The following is an 18,384-nucleotide window of genomic DNA, read 5'->3' as shown; positions in this document are numbered from 1 at the left end:
TCGCCATCATTGCCAAAGCGCGGCCGCCCCGCAAGGGGGGCAAGCCTGGGGAGACGCAAGCCCGGTGTCAGGGCTGGCGCGGCGGCTCGCCGGCAGCGGGCGCCGGGGCGGCGGGCGGGGCGGGCGGCGCGGCGGGGGCGGCCGCCTGGGGTCGCGCGTGCGCGTTGATTTCCTGCTGCACGGCCTGCGCCGCCTCGGCCGAGGCGGGGCCCTGCGCCTCCGCGCGCGCCATCCAGGCGATCAGCGACGAGCGCATGGCTTCCTCGACCGACATCTCGATCGGGGTGACCCATTCCTGCGGCACGAACACGGTGTAGCCGCCGATCATGTAGCCCATCGGCAGGTAGACGGCCACGCGTTCGCCCGGCAAAAAGCCGGCCGGCAGGCCCTCGGCGCCACGGCGCGTGATCAGGCCGACCAGCTCCAGCGGCTGGTTCGGCAGGCGCAGCACCACCACCTGCTGGGTGGTGGTCTTGGCGGCCGGCGAGAAGTAGTCGGCGAAGCTCTTGAGCGAGGAATAGATGCTCTTGATCACCGGCAGGTTGGTGAAGGGCATCTCCAGGAAGGTCATGAAGCGTTGCACGCGCTCGAGCGACACCAGGTAGCCGATCGCCAGGATCATCAGGATGCCGAGCGTGAGGCCCAGGCCGGGGAAGTAGAAATTGCCGATGAAGGGACGCAGGAAGGCCAGCGCGAACGACTCGGTCCAGGCCAGGAAAATGAACAGCAGGTACAGCGTGAGCGCGATCGGCAGGATCGTGATCAGGCCGCGAAAGAAGTAACGGGACAGTTTGGACATCAGCTTGGACATGAATCGGGCTCCGGGGCCGCACGCGGGGGCGCGGCAGCCTGCCGCGGATGCGCGGCGGGTGAGGACACGGCAGAATGGTACAGAAAAAGCGGACGATGCTTCTGTCACGCTTGCAAGCGGTCCACCCGCGTCGCTGTTACAAGGTTGCCCCGATGCCCGAGGTTTTGCCCATTCTGTATTCGTTTCGCCGCTGTCCATACGCCATGCGGGCCCGCATGGCGCTGCTCGTGGCGGGCCTGCCGTGCGTGCTGCGCGAGGTCGAGCTGCGCGCCAAGCCGGCCGCGATGCTGGCGGCCTCGCCCAAGGGCACGGTGCCCGTGCTGGTGCTGCCGCAGGGCGAGGTGCTGGCGGAGAGCCTGGACATCATGCACTGGGCGCTGGCGCGCCACGACCCGCGCGGCTGGCGCGACGGCGCCGCGGCCGCGCAGGCCCTGATCGCCGCGTGCGACGGCGAGTTCAAGCACCATCTCGACCGCTACAAGTATGCCGGGCGCTATCCCGGCGCCGACGCGGCCGACCATCGCGCGCGGGCGGCGGCCTTCGTGGCCGCGCTGGAGGCGCGGCTGGCGGCCGACGCCTGGCTGGCGGGGGCGCGGCCGGGCCTGGCCGACGCGGCCGTGATGCCGTTCGTGCGCCAGTACGCCCACACCGAGGCGGCCTGGTTCGCCGGCCAGCCCTGGCCCCGCGTGCAGGCCTGGCTGGCGGCGCTGGAGGCCAGCGCGCTGTTTGCCACGGCGATGCGCAAGGTCGCGCCCTGGCAGCCGGACCAGGCGCCGCTGCGGCTGGATGCGCTCAGCGATCCGTGGGCAGATACAGCGTTTCCTTGATCTCCTCCATCACCACATAGCTGTGTGACTCGGCGGAGGCCGGCAGGCGCTTGAGGATCTCGCCCAGCAGGCGCCGGTACTCGTTCATCTCCGACAGCCGCGCCTTGACCAGGTAATCGAAGTCGCCCGACACCAGATGGCACTCCATCACCTCGGGCACGTACATCAGCTCCTGCTTGACCTTGTCGAACACGTCGCCCGACTTGGCCGACAGCCGGATCTCGAGAAACACCAGCAGGGTCTTGCCCAGCGCGGCCGGGTTGATGCGGGCGTGGTAGCCGGTGATCACGCCTTCGCGCTCGAGCCGCTTGACCCGCTCCGAGCAGGGCGTGGCCGACAGGCTCACCTGCTCGGCCAGTTCGGTGATGGAAATCCGGCCGTTGCGCTGCAGGATTTCGAGGATTTTCCGGTCGGTGCGGTCGAGGTCGCGCATTTTCACTCCGCGGGCCCGCAAACCTGGGGGTGGACCCGATTAAATCTGGTTGGATGGCTGGATTTTAGTGATTTTCACTTGGATATGACTCCTAGACTACAGGAATTCACGTAATCGTCATCCTTTCGGGATTTCATCATGCACGTCATCGTTCTCGGTAGCGGCGTCATCGGCACCACCACGGCCTATTACCTGGCCCGGCAGGGCGCGCGGGTCACGGTCATCGAGCGCCAGGGCGGTCCGGCCGACGAGACCAGCTACGCCAACGCCGGCCAGGTGTCGCCGGGCTATTCCACCCCCTGGGCGGCCCCCGGCATCCCGATGAAGGCCTTCAAGTGGCTGTTCCAGAAGCACGCGCCGCTGGCCGTGCGCCCGGATGGCTCGCTGTATCAGTGGCGCTGGATGGCGGCCATGCTGGCCAACTGTTCGGCGGACCGCTATGCGGTCAACAAGGAGCGCATGCTGCGCATCGCCGAGTACAGCCGCGACTGCCTGCGCAGCCTGCGCGCCGACACCGGCATCGCCTACGAGCAGCGCGCCCAGGGCACGCTGCAGCTGTTCCGCACCGAGAAGCAGATGGAGGCGGCGCGCCGCGACATCGCCGTGCTCGAGGAGGTCGGCGTGCCGTACGAGCTGCTCGACGCCAACCGGCTGCCGGTGGCCGAACCCGCGCTGGCGCGCTCGCTGCACAAGCTGACGGGCGGCCTGCGCCTGCCCAACGACGAGACCGGCGATTGCCGCCGCTTCACGCTGGCCCTGGCCGAACTGGCGCGCGGGCTCGGCGTCGAGTTCCGCTTCGACACGCCGGTCAAGGGCCTGGTGCGCCACAAAGACCGCATCACCGGCGTGCGGCTGGCCAACGACGAGGTGCTGACCGCGGACTGCTACGTGACCGCCTTCGGCAGCTACAGCCGCGGCTTTCTCGAGCCGCTCGGCCTCGATCTGCCGGTCTATCCGGTGAAGGGCTATTCGCTCACGATCCCGCTCACCGACGCGGCCGCCGCGCCGGTCTCCACCGTGCTCGACGAAACCTACAAGGTCGCGGTCACGCGCTTCGACCAGCGCATCCGCGTGGGCGGCATGGCCGAGCTCGCCGGCTTCGACCTGCGGCTCAAGCCCGCCCGCCGCGCCACGCTCGAACGCGTGGTCAACGATCTGTTCCCCGATTCCGGCGACGTGGCGCGCGCGGAGTTCTGGACCGGCCTGCGGCCGATGACGCCGGACAGCACCCCCATCGTGGGGCCGACCCGCTACGACAATCTGTTCCTGAACACGGGCCACGGCACGCTGGGCTGGACCATGTCGTGCGGCTCCGGCAAGCTCACGGCCGACCTGGTGATGGGCCGCCAGCCCGGCATCCGGGCCGACGACCTGGCGCTGTCGCGCTACGGCAAGGAGCGGGTGGCGCCGCGCGCCCTGGCCGCCGGTCCGGCCTGAGGCCGCTGGCGGGCGGCTATGCCACAATCGCGGGATCCAGAGAGGGCCCGCCTTGACCCATTTTCTCCATACTGCCGACTGGCAGATCGGCCGAGTCTACGGCCAGTTCGATACCGATGACGCGGCCGTGCTGGCCGAGGCCCGGCTCGAGACCGTGGCGCGCATCGCCGCGCTGGCGCACGAGCGCCGGGTCGATGCCGTGCTGGTCGCGGGCGACGTCTTCGACACGCAGGCCGTGTCCGACCGCAGCATCCGGCGCCTGTTCGACGCGCTCGCGGCCTATACCGGCCCGTGGGTGATGATCGCCGGCAACCACGACGCGGCGCTGGCCGACAGCGTCTGGTCGCGCGCGCGCCAGCTCGGCTGCGTGCCGCCCAACGTCCACATTCCCGACACCACGCAGGTCGTGGTGCTCGACACGCTGTGCGTGCTCGCCGCGCCGCTGACCCAGCGCCACACCTACGACGACGTGACCGCCGCGTTCGACCATCTCGACTCGCCGGCCGGGCTGCCGCGCGTGGGGCTGGCGCACGGCAGCGTGAGCGGCCGCCTGCCCGAGTCGGCCGACGCCGCCAACCCGATCGATCCCGAGCGCACCACGCGGGCGCGGCTCGACTATCTGGCGCTGGGCGACTGGCACGGCTGCCTGGAGATCGAGGCGCGCACCTGGTACGCGGGCACGCCGGAGCAGGACCGCTTTCGCGGCAACGAGCCGGGCCAGGTGCTCGACGTCGTGATCGGCGCGCCGGGCCAGGCGCCGCAGGTCACGCGCGTGCCGGTCGGCCGGTTCCGCTGGCAGCAATGGCAGGCGACGCTGGGACTGGAGAGCGACACCGAGGCGCTGGCCGTGCGGCTCGCCGGCCTGGGCGCCGACGACGTGCTGCGCCTCGAGCTCGCCGGGCAGGTCACGCTTGCCGGCTGGGAGCGGGTGCAGCAGGCCATCGGCCAGGCCGAGGCGCGTGCGCGCAGCCTCAGCGTCGATGCGACGGCGCTCACCGTGGCGCCGGCCGATGCCGACCTGGCCGCGCTGCAGCTCGACGGCTATGTGGCCGACGTGGCCGATCGGCTGCGCGCCATGCAGGACGGGCCGGACGCGGCGGTGGCGCGCACGGCGCTGCGCCTGCTGCTGTCGTTCCAGCGTGCCCAGTCGCGGGAGGCCGCATGAAGGTATCCCGCATCGCCCTGGCGGAATTCCGCAAGTTCCGGGGCAGCGTCGAGCTCGACGGCCTCGCGCCGGGGCTGAACATCATCGTGGGCGCCAACGAGGCCGGCAAGAGCACCTACGCGGCCGCGCTGCGCGCCGCGTTTCTCGAACGCTACGGCACCTCCACGGTCACGCACCTCGCACCCTGGGGCGCGCACGGCGCGCGCCCGTCGGTCGAGCTCGCGTTCGAGCATGGCGGCCACGACTACCTGCTGCGCAAGCACTTTCTCTCGAAGGCCCGCTGCGAACTGGTGATCGATGGCGGCCGCGAGCGTTTCGATGGCGAAGAAGCCGAGCAGGCCCTGGCCGCGCTGCTGGGTTTCGAGCTGCCCAAGAAGGGCCTGAGCAAGCCCGAGCACGCCGGCATCCCCGGCCTGCTGTGGATCGAACAGGGCGAGGGCCAGGCGCTGGCGGCGCCGGCGGTGCATGCCGGCGGCTATCTGCGCGACGCGCTCACCGGCGTCACGGGCGAGCTGGCGAGCCAGGACGGCGACCGGCTGTTCGACCAGGCCCAGGCCGAGCGCGCCGAACTGCTGGATGCGCGCGGCAAGCCGCGCGCCGCCTATCGCCAGGCCGAGGACGAATGCGCGCGCCTGGCACAGCTGGCGCAGGAGCAGGGCGCCGCGCTGGCCGCGCTCGACGCCGACGTGGACCGGCTCGCCCGGCTGCGCCACGAACACCAGCGCGCCGAACGCGAGGCGCCCTGGCAGCGCTACGACGCGCAGGCGGCGCAGGTGCGCGAACGCCTGCAGGGGCTGGCCCGCCTGCGCGAGCAGGTGGCGCGGCTCGAGGCCGACGCGCGCCGTGCGGCCGAGACCGCCGCATTGCTGCAGGCCCAGGTGCAACGCGACCAGGACGACGGCCGCGCGCTCGAGGCCCTGGCCGGCACGCTCGCGCGCGACCAGGCGCTGACGCAGGAGCAGCAGGCGCGTGCGCGCGAGGCGGCGCAGGCCCTGGCCGCGGCCGAGGCGCAACTGACGCAGGCGCGCGCGCAGCACGCCGCGCATGCCGCCAGGCAGGCGGCGGCGCAGGAGCTCGAATCGCTCGCGCTGCGGGTGCGCGACGGCGCGGCCGATCTGGCGCGGCTGCAGGCCTCGCTGCGCGACGCGCAGGCGGCGGGGGTGGCGGCCGATGCCGCGCGCGAGCGCCATGAGTGCGAGGCGCATGTCACCGAGGCGCGCGTGCAGGCGTTGCGGCAGGCCGAGCAGGCGCTGGACGCGCTCAAGGCGCGCCAGCAGGCCGTGGCGACGCGGCTGCACTTCGAATGGAACGCGCCGGGCGCCACGCTCGACGGCGTGGCCTTGCCGGCCGCCGGCGAGCGCCTGTTGACCGAGCCCGCGCGGCTCGAGGTGCCGGGTCTGGGCTGGATGCGCATCGAGCCGGGCGGCCAGGATCTCCAGCGCCTGGCCACCGAGCTGGCGCAGGCCCGGGCGTTGCACGCGCAACGATTGCGCGAGCTGCAGGTCGATACGCTGGCCGCCGCCGAGCAGGCCTGGCGCCAGCGCGCCCTGGCCGAGCGCGAATGGCAGGACGCGCGCAAGCTGGCGCAGGTCCATGCCCCCAAGGGCATCGACACGCTGCGCACGGAGGTGCAGGCGCGCGAGCAGGCGCTGGCGCGCGATCAGGCCAGGCTGGCGGCGCTGCAGGCGCAGCACGCCGACACGGCCGCGGGCGAGGGCGCCGCGCCGGACCTGGCGGCGTTGCAGGCGCGCTATCAGCAGCTCGACCAGGCCGCACGCCAGGCGCAGGGCGCGCACGACGCCGCGGCGGCGCGCGCGCAGGTGCTGGACGAGGATCTGCAGGCCCGCCGGGCCGCCTACGAGAGCGCCGACGAGGCCGCGCGCCGCGCCGCCCGCAGCGAGGCCTGGCTGGCCGCACGCGCCGCGCAGGAGGCGCTGGCACGCGATCATGCGGCCCAGGCCGGCACGCTGGCGGCCGAGCGGCCGGAGCTGGCCGAGCAGGACCTGGCGCGCTACACCCAGTCGGCCGAGGTGGCGCGGCGCCAGCACGCCGAGCGCCAGGCCCAGCTCATGCAGTTGCAGGGCCGCCTGCAACAGGCGAACGCGCAGGGCCTGGGCGAGCAGCTCGCGCTGACGCGCGCCGAGCTCGAACGCTACACGCGCCGCCGCGACGAGCTGCGCGAGCGCGCGCAGGCGCTGTCGCTGCTGTGCGAGCTGCTGCAGGAGGCGCGCCAGCAGACCACGCAGCGGCTGCTCGCGCCGCTGGCGCAGCGGCTCAATCATTACCTGGCGCTGTTGCTGCCCGGCGCGCGGCTGGTGCTCGACGAGAGCCTGCAGCCGGTGGCGCTGGAGCGCGGCGATCGCGAAGACCTCGGCAGCCTGAGCTTCGGCACGCGCGAGCAGCTCGGCATCCTGGCGCGCTTCGCCTATGCCGACCTGCTGGCCGAGGCCGGCCGCCCGACGCTGCTGATCCTCGACGATGCGCTGGTGCATGCCGACGATGCGCGCCGCGAGCTGATGAAGCGCGCGCTGTTCGACGTGGCCACGCGCCATCAGGTGCTGCTCTTCACCTGCCACGGCCGCGCCTGGGAAGACATGGGCGTGCCGCAGCGCCAGCTGGCCTGAGCCGCGCCCTCACAGCCACGCCCTCACGCAAAACGGCCCGCCGGTGTCCCGGCGGGCCGTTTGCTCGGGCTGACTCAGGCTCAGTTGGTGAGCTTGATGTTCTGGTCGCGCGCGATCTTCTGGCGCAGCGCCAGCTCCTGCTTGATCTTCTCGGCATAGGCCTGGGTGCTGCCGCCGTCGACGATCGAACCGCCGTCGATCAGGCGCTGGGCAACCTTCGGATCCTTGAGCGCCTTGGCCGCGGCGTCGTGCAGGCGCGTGACGATCTCGGGCGACAGGCCGGCCGGCGCCACCAGGCCGTACCAGGCCATGTTGTTCACGGCGGGCAGGCCGGCCTCGGCAAAGGTCGGCACGTCCAGGCCCTTGATGCGCTCGCTCGAGGCCACGGCCAGCGCGCGCAGCTTGCCGCCCTGGATGTGCGGCATCGACGAGGGCAGGTTGTCGAACTGGGCGTTGACCTGGCCGGCGATCGTGTCGTTGAGCGCCGGGCCCGAACCGCGATACGGCACGTGGACCATGTCGGTGCCGGTGAGCGACTTGAACAGCTCGCCGTCGAGGTGCGAGATGCCGCCGGTGCCGGAAGACGCGTAGCTGTACTTGCCCGGATTGGCCTTGAGCAGCGCGATGAACTCCTTCAGGTTGTTGGCCGGCACCTTGGGGTTCACGGTCAGCACGTTCGGCACGTTGACCAGGTTGATGATGGGCGTGAAATCCTTGATCGGATCGTAGGGGGTGGCCGGGTTGGTGGCGGGGTTGGTGGCCATGGTGCTGACCGTCGCGATGCCCAGCGTGTAGCCGTCGTTGGTGGCGCGCGCCAGGGCCTCGGCGCCGATCGAGCCACCACCGCCGCCGCGGTTTTCCACCACGACCGGTTGGCCCAGTTCGCGCGTCAGGCCCTCGGCCACGATGCGCGCCACGATGTCGGTGGTGCCGCCGGCCGCGAACGGCACGATCAGCCGGATGGCGTGATCGGGGTACTTGGTCTGCGCACCCGCGGCAAAGCAGGCGCTGGCCAGCGTGGCGGTCAGCAACAGCTTGAATGTCGGCAACTTCATTATGGGATGTCTCCTGGAGATGGCGCCGGTCTGGATGCCGGCTGGCCGTGGGTTGTCGGGGCGGGCGCGGGTGGCGCCGCCTGTCCCGCCGGGCGGGGTAGGGCCATTCCAACGGAAACGGGGCCGGGGCGATATGGGGATCAACCCGAGCAGCTCGCCGGCCCGAGGCAGGGCAGGACGAAAAAGGGCCGTATGGACCGGCGGCCGGGCAGCCGCCATACTGGGCCGGCACCCGGCTCGGACGAAGTTTCACTTTCGGACGAGGCAATGCCGGGGGCGCGCGGGCCGCACGACGAGCGGATGAATGCGGCGATCAGGCCCGAATTTTCCCGCCAGTCCCGGCTTTTTCGCGGGGCCCGCGGGCGCCCGGCGGGCGGGCCATCGGCGGTGCCGGGGCTGCCAGCTTTTTGTCAGCTAGGCGAAATAAACCGACGTTGAACGAATTTGCCGGTCTGAGAGGGCCAAAATGGGCTGTCAGTTCACTGTCATTCGATTGTTCGATTCTTGCGGGAATCGGTATGCATCGGGCAGCGATTGGCTGCTATCCGTGCATAACTTACAAGAATCTGATATTTTTCGTGTAAGAATTCCTGGCGCTTTCCGCCGAAACCCTTGTCGTGTTCTGCCGCCGCAGCGCGCTTTGCGCCGGCGCTGCCTGCCCTTTCCAGCGGCCGGCGGGAGGGGGTTGCGCGGTCTCGGGCCAGGCATTTTCCGACTGCCACCCCTGGCTTCATGCTCTCGCGGCGCACGCCACGCCGAAGAGGGCCGGATCTTCCCCGGAGCGCCATGTCGCTGATTCTCATCCTCGCTCTGCCGTTCGTCGGCAGCCTGTGCGCCGCCTTGTTGCCGGCAAATGCCCGCAATGCGGAAGCCTGGCTCGCCGGTTTGACCGCGCTGGTCTGTACCCTCCTGGTCGCCAGCCTGTATCCCCAGATCGCGGCGGGGGAGGTGATACGCACCAATCTCGAATGGGCCCCGGCCCTGGGCCTGCAGTTCTCGCTGCGCATGGACGGCTACGCCTGGCTGTTCTCCCTCATCGTCTCGATGATGGCCACGCTGGTGGTGCTGTACGCCCGCTACTACATGTCGCCGGAAGACCCGGTGCCGCGCTTCTTCTCCTTCTTCCAGGCCTTCATGGCGGCGATGCTGGGCGTGGTGCTGTCGGGCAACCTGATCCAGCTGGTCATGTTCTGGGAGATGACCAGCCTGGCCTCCTTCATGCTGATCGCCTACTGGCATCACCGGCTCGACGCCCGCCGCGGCGCCCGCATGGCGCTCACGGTCACGGGCGCGGGCGGGCTGTGCCTGCTGGCCGGCGTGCTGATCCTCGGCCACATCGTGGGCAGCTACGACCTCGACGAGGTGCTGGCCGCGGGCGACCTGGTGCGCGCCGACCCCTGGTATCCGGCCGTGCTGGCGCTGGTGGCGCTGGGCGCCCTGACCAAGAGCGCGCAGTTCCCGTTCCAGTTCTGGCTGCCCAATGCCATGGCCGCGCCCACGCCGGTGTCGGCCTACCTGCATTCGGCCACCATGGTGAAGGCGGGCGTGTTCCTGCTGGCGCGCTTCTGGCCGGTCCTGGCGGGCACCGATGAATGGTTCTGGGTGATCGGCGGGGCGGGCGCCATCACGCTGGTGCTGGGCGCCTACGCCGCGATCTTCCAGCGCGACATGAAAGGGGTGCTGGCGTACTCCACCATCAGCCACCTGGGTCTGATCACGCTGCTGCTCGGCATGAACAGCACGCTGGGCCTGGTGGCGGCGATCTTCCACATGGTCAACCATGCCACCTTCAAGGCCTCGCTCTTCATGGCGGCCGGCATCGTGGACCACGAAACCGGCACGCGCGACATGACGCGGCTGTCGGGCCTGTACCGGGCGATGCCCATCACCGCCACGCTGGCGATGGTGGCGGCGGCCTCGATGGCGGGCGTGCCGCTGCTCAACGGCTTCATCTCCAAGGAGATGTTCTTCGCCGAAACCACCTTCATCAGCGGCGATCCGGCGCTGGAAATCGGCCTGCCGCTGCTGGCCACCGTGGCCGGCGCCTTCTCGGTGACCTACTCGCTGCGCTTCATCCTGCAGGTGTTCTTCGGCCCGCCGGCCCAGGACCTGCCGCGCGCGCCGCACGAGCCGCCGCGCTGGATGCTGTTCCCCAGCGCGCTGCTGGTGCTGATCTGCCTGGTCGTGGGCATCCTGCCGGGCATCACGCTCGGGCCCTTCCTCAACCTGGCGGCCGCCAGCATCCTCGGCAGCGACATGCCGGAGTACAGTCTGGCGCTGTGGCACGGCTTCAACCTGCCGCTGGCCATGAGCTTCGTCGCGCTGATGGTGGGCATCGCCTTCTATCTGGTGCTGCGTGCGCGCCAGCGCATCCACCCCGACAACGTGCCGTTCATCTACCGCTTCGACGGGCGCCGCAGCTTCGAGTACCTGATCGACGCCAGCTCGGTGCTGGCCAGCCGCGTGCTGCGCGTGGTGGCCTCGTCGCGCCTGCAGGTGCAGATGCTGGTGATCGTGATCGGCACGCTGCTGGTGGCCTGGCTGCCGCTGCGCGTGGGCGGCTGGCTCTCGGGCGACGGTCCGCGCACCCCCGCCGACCCGGCTTTCCTGATCCTGTGGCTGGTGGGCGGCGGCTGCGCGCTCGGCGCGGCCTATCAGGCCAAGTATCACCGCCTCGCCGCGCTCACGCTCTCGGGCGGCGCCGGTCTCATGACCTGCCTGACCTTCGTGTGGTTCTCCGCGCCCGACCTGGCGCTGACCCAGCTCGCGGTCGAAGTGGTCACCGTGGTGCTGCTGCTGCTCGGGCTGCGCTGGCTGCCGCGCCGGGTGCTGGGCGGCACCGACGACGACAAGCCCGATCTCAAGGCCCGTGCGCGCCGCCTGCGCGACCTGGCCGTGGCCGTGGCGGCGGGCGTGAGCCTGACCGGCATCACCTACGCCATGCTGACCCGGCCGGTGGGCGACACGATTTCGTCGTTCTTCCTGGAACAGGCCCTGCCCGAGGGCGGCGGCACCAACGTGGTCAACGTGATCCTGGTCGACTTCCGCGGCTTCGACACGCTGGGCGAGATCACGGTGCTGGGCATCGTGGCGCTCACCGTCTACGCGCTGCTGCGGCGGTTCCGCCCGGCGCAGGAGAGCAACGAGCTGCCGCGCCAGCAGCGCGAGCAGGATGGCGAGGCCGCGCTGGCCCCGCCCGACATCAAGACGCTGCTGCCCGAAGGCGCGATGCAGGTGCCGGCGGTGCTGGTGCGCATGCTGCTGCCGGTGGCGGTGCTGGTGTCGGTCTATCTGCTGCTGCGCGGCCACAACCTGCCGGGCGGCGGCTTCGTCGGCGGCCTGGTCATGGCCACCTCCATCATCCTGCAGTACATGGTGGGCGGGGTCTATTGGGTCGAGTCGCGCAGCCGCCTGAACCCGCAGCACTGGGTCGGCCTCGGCCTGTGCGCGGCCGGCCTGGCGGCGATGTCGTCGTGGTTCGCGATGCGGCCGTTCCTGTCGGCGCTGGCCTGGGACGTGCACGTGCCGCTGGTCGGCCACGTGCATCTGTCGAGCGTGCTGCTGTTCGACCTGGGCGTCTACATGCTGGTGGTGGGCGCGACCGTGCTGGTGCTGGTGGCGCTGGCGCACCAATCGTTGCGCGCGCAACGCAAGGCGGCCGTCGAGGCCGAGGAAGAGGCCAGGGCCCAGGAAGCGCAGTCGGCGCCGGCCCAGCCTGAAGGAGCTTGAACATGGAATGGATATACGCCCTGGCCATCGGCGTGCTGACCGGTTCCGGTGTGTGGCTGCTGCTGCGGCCGCGGACCTTCCAGGTCATCATGGGCCTGTCGCTGCTCTCGTATGCGGTCAACCTCTTCATCTTCAGCATGGGCCGGCTCACCGTGGGCCGCCCGCCCGTGCTCGAAAATGGCGTGCCGTCCGACCCCAGCCTGTACGCGGATCCGTTGCCGCAGGCGCTGGTGCTGACGGCCATCGTGATCGGTTTCGCAACGACCGCATTGTTTCTCGTGGTGCTGCTCGCCTCGCGCGGGCTGACGGGCACCGACCACGTCGACGGCCGGGAGCCTGAATCTTGATCGATTGGCAGCAACATCTTCCCATCTACCCCATCGCCGTGCCCCTGGTGGCCGGCGCGGCCATGCTGCTCATGGCCGACACGCGCCGGCGCGTGCGGGCCGGCATCGCCCTGGTCTCCACGCTGATCCAGCTCGGCACCGCGATCGCGCTGCTGGCGCTGGCGGGCGGCGCGCTCGACATCTGGCCGCAGGGCATCGGCGTCTACCTGCCGGGCGACTGGCCCGCGCCGTTCGGCATCGTGCTGGTGGTCGACCGCCTCGCCGCGGTGATGCTCACGCTCACCGCCGTGCTGGGCCTGGCCACGCTGCTGTATTCGCTGTCGCGCTGGGACCGCGCCGGGGTGCACTTCCATTCGCTGTTCCAGTTCCTGCTGATGGGCCTGAACGGCGCCTTCCTGACCGGCGACCTGTTCAACCTGTTCGTGTTCTTCGAGGTGCTGCTGGCCGCGTCCTACGGCCTGCTGCTGCACGGCTCGGGCGTGGCGCGCGTGAGCGCGGGCCTGCAGTACATCGCGGTCAACCTGGTGGCCTCGTTCCTGCTGCTGATCAGCATCGCGCTGATCTACGGCGTGACGGGCACGCTCAACATGGCCGACCTGGCCGTGCGCGCCGGCACGCTGGCCGGCAACGACCGCAGCATGTTCGAGGCGGGCTGCGCCATCCTGGGCGTCGCGTTCCTGGTGAAGGCGGGCGCCTGGCCGCTGAACTTCTGGCTGGTGCGCGGCTACGGCTCGGCGTGCGCGCCGGTGGCGGCGATGTTCTCCATCATGACCAAGGTCGGCATCTATTCGCTGCTGCGCATCGGCTCGCTGCTGCTGCCCAGCGGCGCGCCGTCGGCGTTCAGCCTGGACTGGATGTTCGCCGTGGGCCTGGCCACGCTGCTGTTCGGCGGCATCGGCCTGCTTTCCACCCAGGGCCTGGAGAAGCTGGCGGGCTATTGCGTGATCGTGTCGGCCGGCACGCTGCTGACCGCGCTGGGCATGCCCGGCGTGACGCTCACGGGCCCGGCGCTCTTCTACCTGATCAGCTCGGTGCTCGCCACGGGCGCGTTCTTCATGCTGATCGAGCTGATCGAGCGCACCCGCACCTTCGGCGCCAACGTGCTCGCGATCACGATGGACGTGTTCGACATCGAGGATCCCTCGTCGCCCAACCGCTCCGACGACGTGGTGGGGGTGGCGATCCCGGCCGCCATGGCCTTCCTCGGCCTGGCCTTCGTGTCGTGCACGCTGCTGGTCACCGGGCTGCCGCCGCTGTCGGGCTTCGTGGCCAAGTTCTCGCTGCTGTCGGCGGCCGTGACGGCGGCCGACTCGGCCAACGTGCCGTCGATGGACGCCTGGCTGCTGGTGGCCGCCGTGCTGCTGTCGGGCCTGTTCGGCCTGATGGCCCTGGCGCGCACCGGGATCCGGGTGTTCTGGGCCTCGGACGACCGCAGCACGCCGCGGCTGCGCGTGCTGGAGGCCGGCCCGGTGGCGGTGCTGATCCTGCTGTGCGTGGCGCTGGCCGCCGGCGCCGGCCCGATCTCGGCCTATCTCGACCAGGCCGCGCAATCGCTCGACCAGCCCACCGCGTACATCGATGCGGTGCTGTCCAAGATGCCGGTCCGCCCGCTCGAAGGAGGGAAGTGATGGCCAGTCCCTTCGTCAAAATGCTGCTGCCGCTGTGCATGTTCGTGCTGTGGCTGCTGCTCAACGAGTCGGCCTCGGCCGGCCAGATCATGCTCGGCCTGGCGCTGGCGCTGTGGCTGGGCTGGGCCTCCAGCCGCCTGCGGCCGCTGCGTGCGCGCCCGCGCCGCTTCTGGCTGCTGCCGGGCCTGTTCTGCAAGGTCGTGATCGACATCCTGAAATCGAACTGGGCCGTGGCCCGGCTGATCTGGGTGCCGCGCGCCGAAATGTCGCCCGGCTTCATCACCATTCCCCTCGACATGCGCGATCCGCACGGGCTCGCGTTCCTCGCCTGCATCCTGACCTACACGCCGGGCACGGTGCTGGTCGACATCGGCACCGAGGGCACCATGACCCTGCACGTGCTGGATCTGCAGAACGAGGCCGAGTGGGTCGACCTGGTGAAGAACCGCTACGAACGCACGCTCAAGGAGGTATTCGAATAATGGACGTCATACTGTATTGGTCCGCCTCGTTCGCGTTGCTGTGCTTCGCCGTGGGCATGGGCTGCGCCGCGGTGCGCACCGTGCGCGGCCCCACCGCGCAGGATCGCATTCTCGGCCTGGACGCCATGTATATCCAGGGCATGCTCATCATGCTGGTGTTCGGCATCCGTTCCGGCACCGGCGTGTATTTCGACATCGCGCTGCTGATCGCGCTGTTCGGCTTCGTCGGCTCCACGGCGCTGGCCAAGTTCCTGCTGCGCGGGGAGGTGATCGAACCATGATCGGCTCCGCAATCCCCTGGTGGATCGCCATTCCGGCCAGCCTGTTCCTCATCATGGGCGGGATCCTGGCCCTGACCGGTTCGGTCGGTCTGTTGCGATTCGGCCACTTCTACGCCCGCATCCACGCGCCCACGCTGGCCAACACCCTGGGCGCCTGCTTCGTGCTCGGCGCCTCGGCCCTGGTCTTTTCCTATCTGTCGTCGCGTGCCGTCTTCCACGAGGTGGTGATCGTCGTCCTGCTGATCCTGACCTCGCCCGTGACGGGCATGCTGCTGATGCGGGCCGCGGTCTACCGCAACCGCTCGGCCGAGGTCGGCCCCAACGAACCGCACCACGAGCCCTGACCGGCCGCCCGGGCCTTACCGTTGGACAGGGCTGTAACAATTCCGTCTACCGAGTCGGTCCGGATTTTCGTATCTTGAGCGGCAGGGGTCCCGCCGGCCCGTTCCGGCGCCGGCGCACCCCGGGATCGGTACTTGCTAAGGGCAAGCACCCCGCCAAGTGAGGAGGAAATCATGGAGCCGTTCTCGATGCGAAGTGCGATGTACACGATCCTGGGCACCACCGGCGGCGCGATCGCCCTGGGCCTGGCGTCCGCCTGGATGACCCTGCCGGCGCAGGCCGCCGACCCCAGCGCCAACAGCGCGCCGCGCCCCGCGCAAAGCGCCTACGACCGCGAAGTGGCCCGCTGCAACAGCGGCACCAGCGGCCAGGACAAGGCCACCTGCCTGCGTGAAGCCGGCGCCGCCCGCCAGGAATCCGGCCGCGGCCGCCTGAACGAACCCGCCTACGAAACCAACGCCACGCGCCGCTGCGACAGCCTGCCGGCCGGGCAGCGCCAGGACTGCGTGACGCAGATGAACGCGCCCACCTCCACGCAAGGCAGCGTGCAGGGCGGCGGCGTCATGCGCGAGACCGTGATCCCGGTGCCCGCCGCCACGCCCGGCACCCCGGCCACGCCGGTGCCGTCGCCCGCGGTGCCCGTGCCCGCGGCACCCGCGCCGGTGCGCTGAGGCGACCCGCCGCCGCATGGCGCGCGGGCGTGGGCCTTCGGGGACCCACCACGCCGGCACGCGATGCATCGGACGCGGCAGCACCCGGAGAGACATTCAGGCAAAATGATGCCTGGCCTGTTTCCCCGCGGCGCTGCCGCGTTTTTCCATGTCCGACGTCATCGCCCTGGTATTCGACTTCGACGACACGCTGGCTCCGGACAGCACCACCGGCTTTCTCGAGAGCATCGGCGTGGACACCACGTCGTTCTGGAAAGACGAAGTCGATCCGCTGCTCACGCAGGACGACTGGGATCCGGTGCCCGCCTATCTCTATCGCATGATCCAGCTCAGCCAGCGCGGCGAGCATGGCGCCATCACGCGCGAGCGTCTGCAGGCGTGGGGCAGCCGGCTGCCGCTGCATGCGGGCGTGCCGACGCTGTTCGAGCGCCTGCGCGCGGCCGTGCGGGCGAGCCATCCGCGCGTGCAGCTCGAGTTCTACCTGATCTCCAGCGGCATCGGCGACGTGGTGCGATCCACGCCCATCGCCGCCGCGTTCACCGACATCTGGGCCTCCGAGTTCGTCTACGGCGAAGACGGCGGCATCGCGTTTCCGCGCCGCATCGTCAGCTTCACCGACAAGACCCGCTACCTGTTCCACATCCAGAAGGGCCTGGTCGGTCCGGAGTTCCGCAACAAGCCCTTCGAGGTCAACCGCAAGGTGCCGCAGGAACGCCTGCGCGTGCCGTTCGACCAGATGGTGTTCGTCGGCGACGGCTACACCGACATCCCGTGTTTCTCGCTGATCAAGCGCGCCAATGGCTATGCCTTCGGCGTGTGGGATCCCAAGCATCGCGACAAGCGCAGCCGGGCCTGGGGCTTCGTGGAGCAGGGCCGCGTGTCCAACCTGAACTACGCGCGCTACGAAGAGGAAGCCGAGCTCTATCAGCTGCTCGAAGCCGCCTTGATCGGCCTGGCCGGCAATCTTTCGCTCAAGTCGAGGGCCTACGGTGGCTGAGTCCGGCCTGATCGCCGACCCGGCCTGCGCCGCGCAGACGCCGGCCGACGCCGCCGCCCAGGCCGAGGCCGACGCCGGCTTCATGGCGCAGGCGCTCGCGCTGGCGCAGGAAGCCGCGCTGCTGGGCGAGGTGCCGGTGGGGGCGCTCGTCGTGGGCGCCGACGGCGCGGTGCTGGGCCGCGGCTTCAACCGCACCATCATCGATCACGATCCCACCGCGCACGCCGAGGTGGTGGCGCTGCGCGCCGCCGCCGCGCAGTTGCGCAACTACCGGCTGCCCGGCCTCACGCTGTATGTCACGCTCGAGCCCTGCGTGATGTGCATCGGCGCCATGCTGCATGCCCGCCTCGCGCGCATCGTGTATGGTGCGCACGACCCCAAGACCGGCGCCTGCGGCAGCGTGCTCGACGTGGGCGCGGTCGCCCAACTGAATCATCACACCTCCATCACCGGCGGTGTGCTGGCCGAACCGTGCGGCGAACTGCTGCGCGACTTCTTCCGCCAGCGCCGCCAGAAAGTTTCCCGGGAATCCCGCGCATGACGCAGAAGACCAAGCGCGCCGCCAAGGCGGCGCCGGCCCACGACCAGGCCCACGACCACGATCATGACCATCATGGCCACGATCACGATTGCGGCCCGCAGTGCACGCACACCCACGCAGCGCCCGGCGGCATCTATCTCGTGTCACCTTCGTCGGCGGTGCGTGACGCCGCCGAGCTCGAGCGCGCGCGCGAACGCCTGGCCGCCGAGGGCTACAAGACCACCGTCGACCGCGCCGCGCTGGCCCAGCACCAGCGCTTCGCCGGCACCGACAAGCAGCGCCTGGCTGGCCTCGAACGTGCGATCAAGCAGAAGCATCCCATCGTGATGGTCACGCGCGGCGGCTACGGCCTGTCGCGCCTGCTGCCCGCGATCGACTGGAAGGCCATGGCCGACAGCGGCAAGCGCTTCGTCGGCATGAGCGATTTCACCGCCTTCAACCTGGCCCTGCTGGCGCAGACCGGCGCCGAGAGCTACACCGGCGTCACCGCCGTGCGCGACTACGGCCTGAAGAAGACCGACGAGCTCACGCTCGCGCTGTTCGGCGAACTGATGCGCGGCGAGCTCGAGATCCTCAGCTTCGAGACGCGCGACGCCGATCCGGTCGATGCGCGCGGCGTGCTGTGGGGCGGCAACCTGGCGATGGTCACGGCGCTGCTGGGCACGCCCTACCTGCCGCGCGTGCGCGGCGGCATCCTGTTCCTCGAAGACGTGGCCGAGCATCCGTATCGCGTCGAACGCATGCTGATCCAGCTGCACCAGGCCGGCATCCTGGCGCGCCAGAAGGCCATCGTGCTGGGCCACTTCAGCGACTACAAGCTGGCGCCGCACGACCAGGGCTACGACCTGCCGGAGGTGGTGAAGTGGCTGCGGCGCGAGGTCAAGGTGCCGGTCATCACGGGCCTGCCGTATGGCCACGTCGACACCAAGGCCACGCTGCCCATCGGCCGCAAGGTCGGCATCGCGACCGAGCGCGGCCTTGCGCACCTGGTGCTCGACGAACACCACCACTGAT

17 protein-coding genes are annotated in these 18,384 nt (G+C 70.4%); 14 read left to right on the top strand and 3 right to left on the bottom strand.

From position 1 onward, the window contains the following. Positions 1-67: 67 nt before the first annotated feature. Positions 68-799: a DUF502 domain-containing protein gene (locus tag CEG14_RS12245; RefSeq protein WP_094827519.1), complete on the bottom strand. Its 732-nt coding sequence runs from the start codon at positions 797-799 to the stop codon at positions 68-70. 107 nt (positions 800-906) lie between these two features. Here CEG14_RS12245 and CEG14_RS12240 point away from each other — a divergent pair, with 107 nt between their 5' ends. Beyond that, positions 907-1,638: a glutathione S-transferase N-terminal domain-containing protein gene (locus CEG14_RS12240; protein ID WP_373454193.1), complete on the top strand. Its 732-nt coding sequence runs from the start codon at positions 907-909 to the stop codon at positions 1,636-1,638. On the opposite strand, the gene CEG14_RS12235 is transcribed toward CEG14_RS12240, so the two are convergent. Further along, positions 1,604-2,071 (bottom strand): winged helix-turn-helix transcriptional regulator, encoded by a 468-nt coding sequence (locus CEG14_RS12235; RefSeq protein WP_094826624.1) that lies wholly within the window; start codon positions 2,069-2,071, stop codon positions 1,604-1,606. The genes CEG14_RS12240 and CEG14_RS12235 overlap by 35 nt on opposite strands. A 138-nt stretch (positions 2,072-2,209) precedes the next feature. On the opposite strand from CEG14_RS12235, the gene CEG14_RS12230 reads away from it, so the two are divergent. Genes CEG14_RS12230 through CEG14_RS12220 form a run of 3 tightly spaced genes read left to right on the top strand, consistent with a single transcriptional unit; the run spans position 2,210 to position 7,297 of the window. Further along, a complete protein-coding gene (locus CEG14_RS12230; protein WP_094826623.1) occupies positions 2,210-3,508 on the top strand; it encodes a D-amino acid dehydrogenase in 1,299 nt (432 codons plus the stop codon). Between the two features lie 52 nt (positions 3,509-3,560). Continuing rightward, a complete protein-coding gene (locus tag CEG14_RS12225) occupies positions 3,561-4,673 on the top strand; it encodes a metallophosphoesterase family protein (RefSeq protein ID WP_094826622.1) in 1,113 nt (370 codons plus the stop codon). Beyond that, the gene (locus tag CEG14_RS12220; protein WP_094826621.1) at positions 4,670-7,297 is read left to right on the top strand and encodes an AAA family ATPase; all 2,628 of its coding nucleotides are present in this window, start codon (positions 4,670-4,672) and stop codon (positions 7,295-7,297) included. The genes CEG14_RS12225 and CEG14_RS12220 overlap by 4 nt, the downstream gene beginning before the upstream one ends. Before the next feature lie 80 nt (positions 7,298-7,377). On the opposite strand, the gene CEG14_RS12215 is transcribed toward CEG14_RS12220, so the two are convergent. Further along, the gene (locus CEG14_RS12215; RefSeq protein WP_176461482.1) at positions 7,378-8,352 is read right to left on the bottom strand and encodes a Bug family tripartite tricarboxylate transporter substrate binding protein; all 975 of its coding nucleotides are present in this window, start codon (positions 8,350-8,352) and stop codon (positions 7,378-7,380) included. Positions 8,353-9,138: 786 nt separating this feature from the next. Here CEG14_RS12215 and CEG14_RS12210 point away from each other — a divergent pair. From CEG14_RS12210 to CEG14_RS12165, 10 genes are all read left to right on the top strand, one after another. Beyond that, on the top strand, positions 9,139-12,081 hold the full coding sequence (locus CEG14_RS12210) for a monovalent cation/H+ antiporter subunit A (RefSeq protein ID WP_094826620.1): 2,943 nt from the start codon (positions 9,139-9,141) through the stop codon (positions 12,079-12,081). A 2-nt stretch (positions 12,082-12,083) separates the two neighbouring features. Then, positions 12,084-12,428: a Na+/H+ antiporter subunit C gene (locus CEG14_RS12205; RefSeq protein ID WP_094826619.1), complete on the top strand. Its 345-nt coding sequence runs from the start codon at positions 12,084-12,086 to the stop codon at positions 12,426-12,428. Further along, positions 12,425-14,056 carry a monovalent cation/H+ antiporter subunit D gene (locus CEG14_RS12200; protein WP_094826618.1) on the top strand — a complete coding sequence of 544 codons (1,632 nt, stop codon included), beginning with the start codon at positions 12,425-12,427 and terminating at the stop codon, positions 14,054-14,056. Before CEG14_RS12205 ends, CEG14_RS12200 begins: the two co-directional genes overlap by 4 nt. Beyond that, complete coding sequence (locus CEG14_RS12195) at positions 14,056-14,538, top strand: Na+/H+ antiporter subunit E (RefSeq protein WP_094826617.1); 483 nt, start codon at positions 14,056-14,058, stop codon at positions 14,536-14,538. The genes CEG14_RS12200 and CEG14_RS12195 overlap by 1 nt, the downstream gene beginning before the upstream one ends. Beyond that, positions 14,538-14,819 (top strand): K+/H+ antiporter subunit F, encoded by a 282-nt coding sequence (locus CEG14_RS12190; protein ID WP_176461481.1) that lies wholly within the window; start codon positions 14,538-14,540, stop codon positions 14,817-14,819. The genes CEG14_RS12195 and CEG14_RS12190 overlap by 1 nt, the downstream gene beginning before the upstream one ends. After that, on the top strand, positions 14,816-15,163 hold the full coding sequence (gene mnhG / locus CEG14_RS12185) for a monovalent cation/H(+) antiporter subunit G (protein WP_094826616.1): 348 nt from the start codon (positions 14,816-14,818) through the stop codon (positions 15,161-15,163). Before CEG14_RS12190 ends, mnhG begins: the two co-directional genes overlap by 4 nt. Before the next feature lie 171 nt (positions 15,164-15,334). Further along, complete coding sequence (locus CEG14_RS12180; RefSeq protein ID WP_141243332.1) at positions 15,335-15,832, top strand: hypothetical protein; 498 nt, start codon at positions 15,335-15,337, stop codon at positions 15,830-15,832. Positions 15,833-15,980: 148 nt separating this feature from the next. After that, entirely contained in the window at positions 15,981-16,829 is an 849-nt protein-coding gene (locus CEG14_RS12175; protein ID WP_094826614.1) for a haloacid dehalogenase-like hydrolase, read from the top strand. A gap of 10 nt (positions 16,830-16,839) precedes the next feature. Further along, the gene (gene tadA, locus CEG14_RS12170) at positions 16,840-17,370 is read left to right on the top strand and encodes a tRNA adenosine(34) deaminase TadA (RefSeq protein WP_373454203.1); all 531 of its coding nucleotides are present in this window, start codon (positions 16,840-16,842) and stop codon (positions 17,368-17,370) included. Further along, positions 17,367-18,383 carry an LD-carboxypeptidase gene (locus tag CEG14_RS12165; RefSeq protein ID WP_094826612.1) on the top strand — a complete coding sequence of 339 codons (1,017 nt, stop codon included), beginning with the start codon at positions 17,367-17,369 and terminating at the stop codon, positions 18,381-18,383. The genes tadA and CEG14_RS12165 overlap by 4 nt, the downstream gene beginning before the upstream one ends. The last annotated feature ends 1 nt before the right edge of the window (position 18,384 follow it).

Origin of the sequence: Bordetella genomosp. 1, from assembly GCF_002261335.1 — a bacterium.
Classification (GTDB): domain Bacteria; phylum Pseudomonadota; class Gammaproteobacteria; order Burkholderiales; family Burkholderiaceae_B; genus Bordetella.
This window is presented reverse-complemented; position numbering and strand designations above follow the sequence as displayed.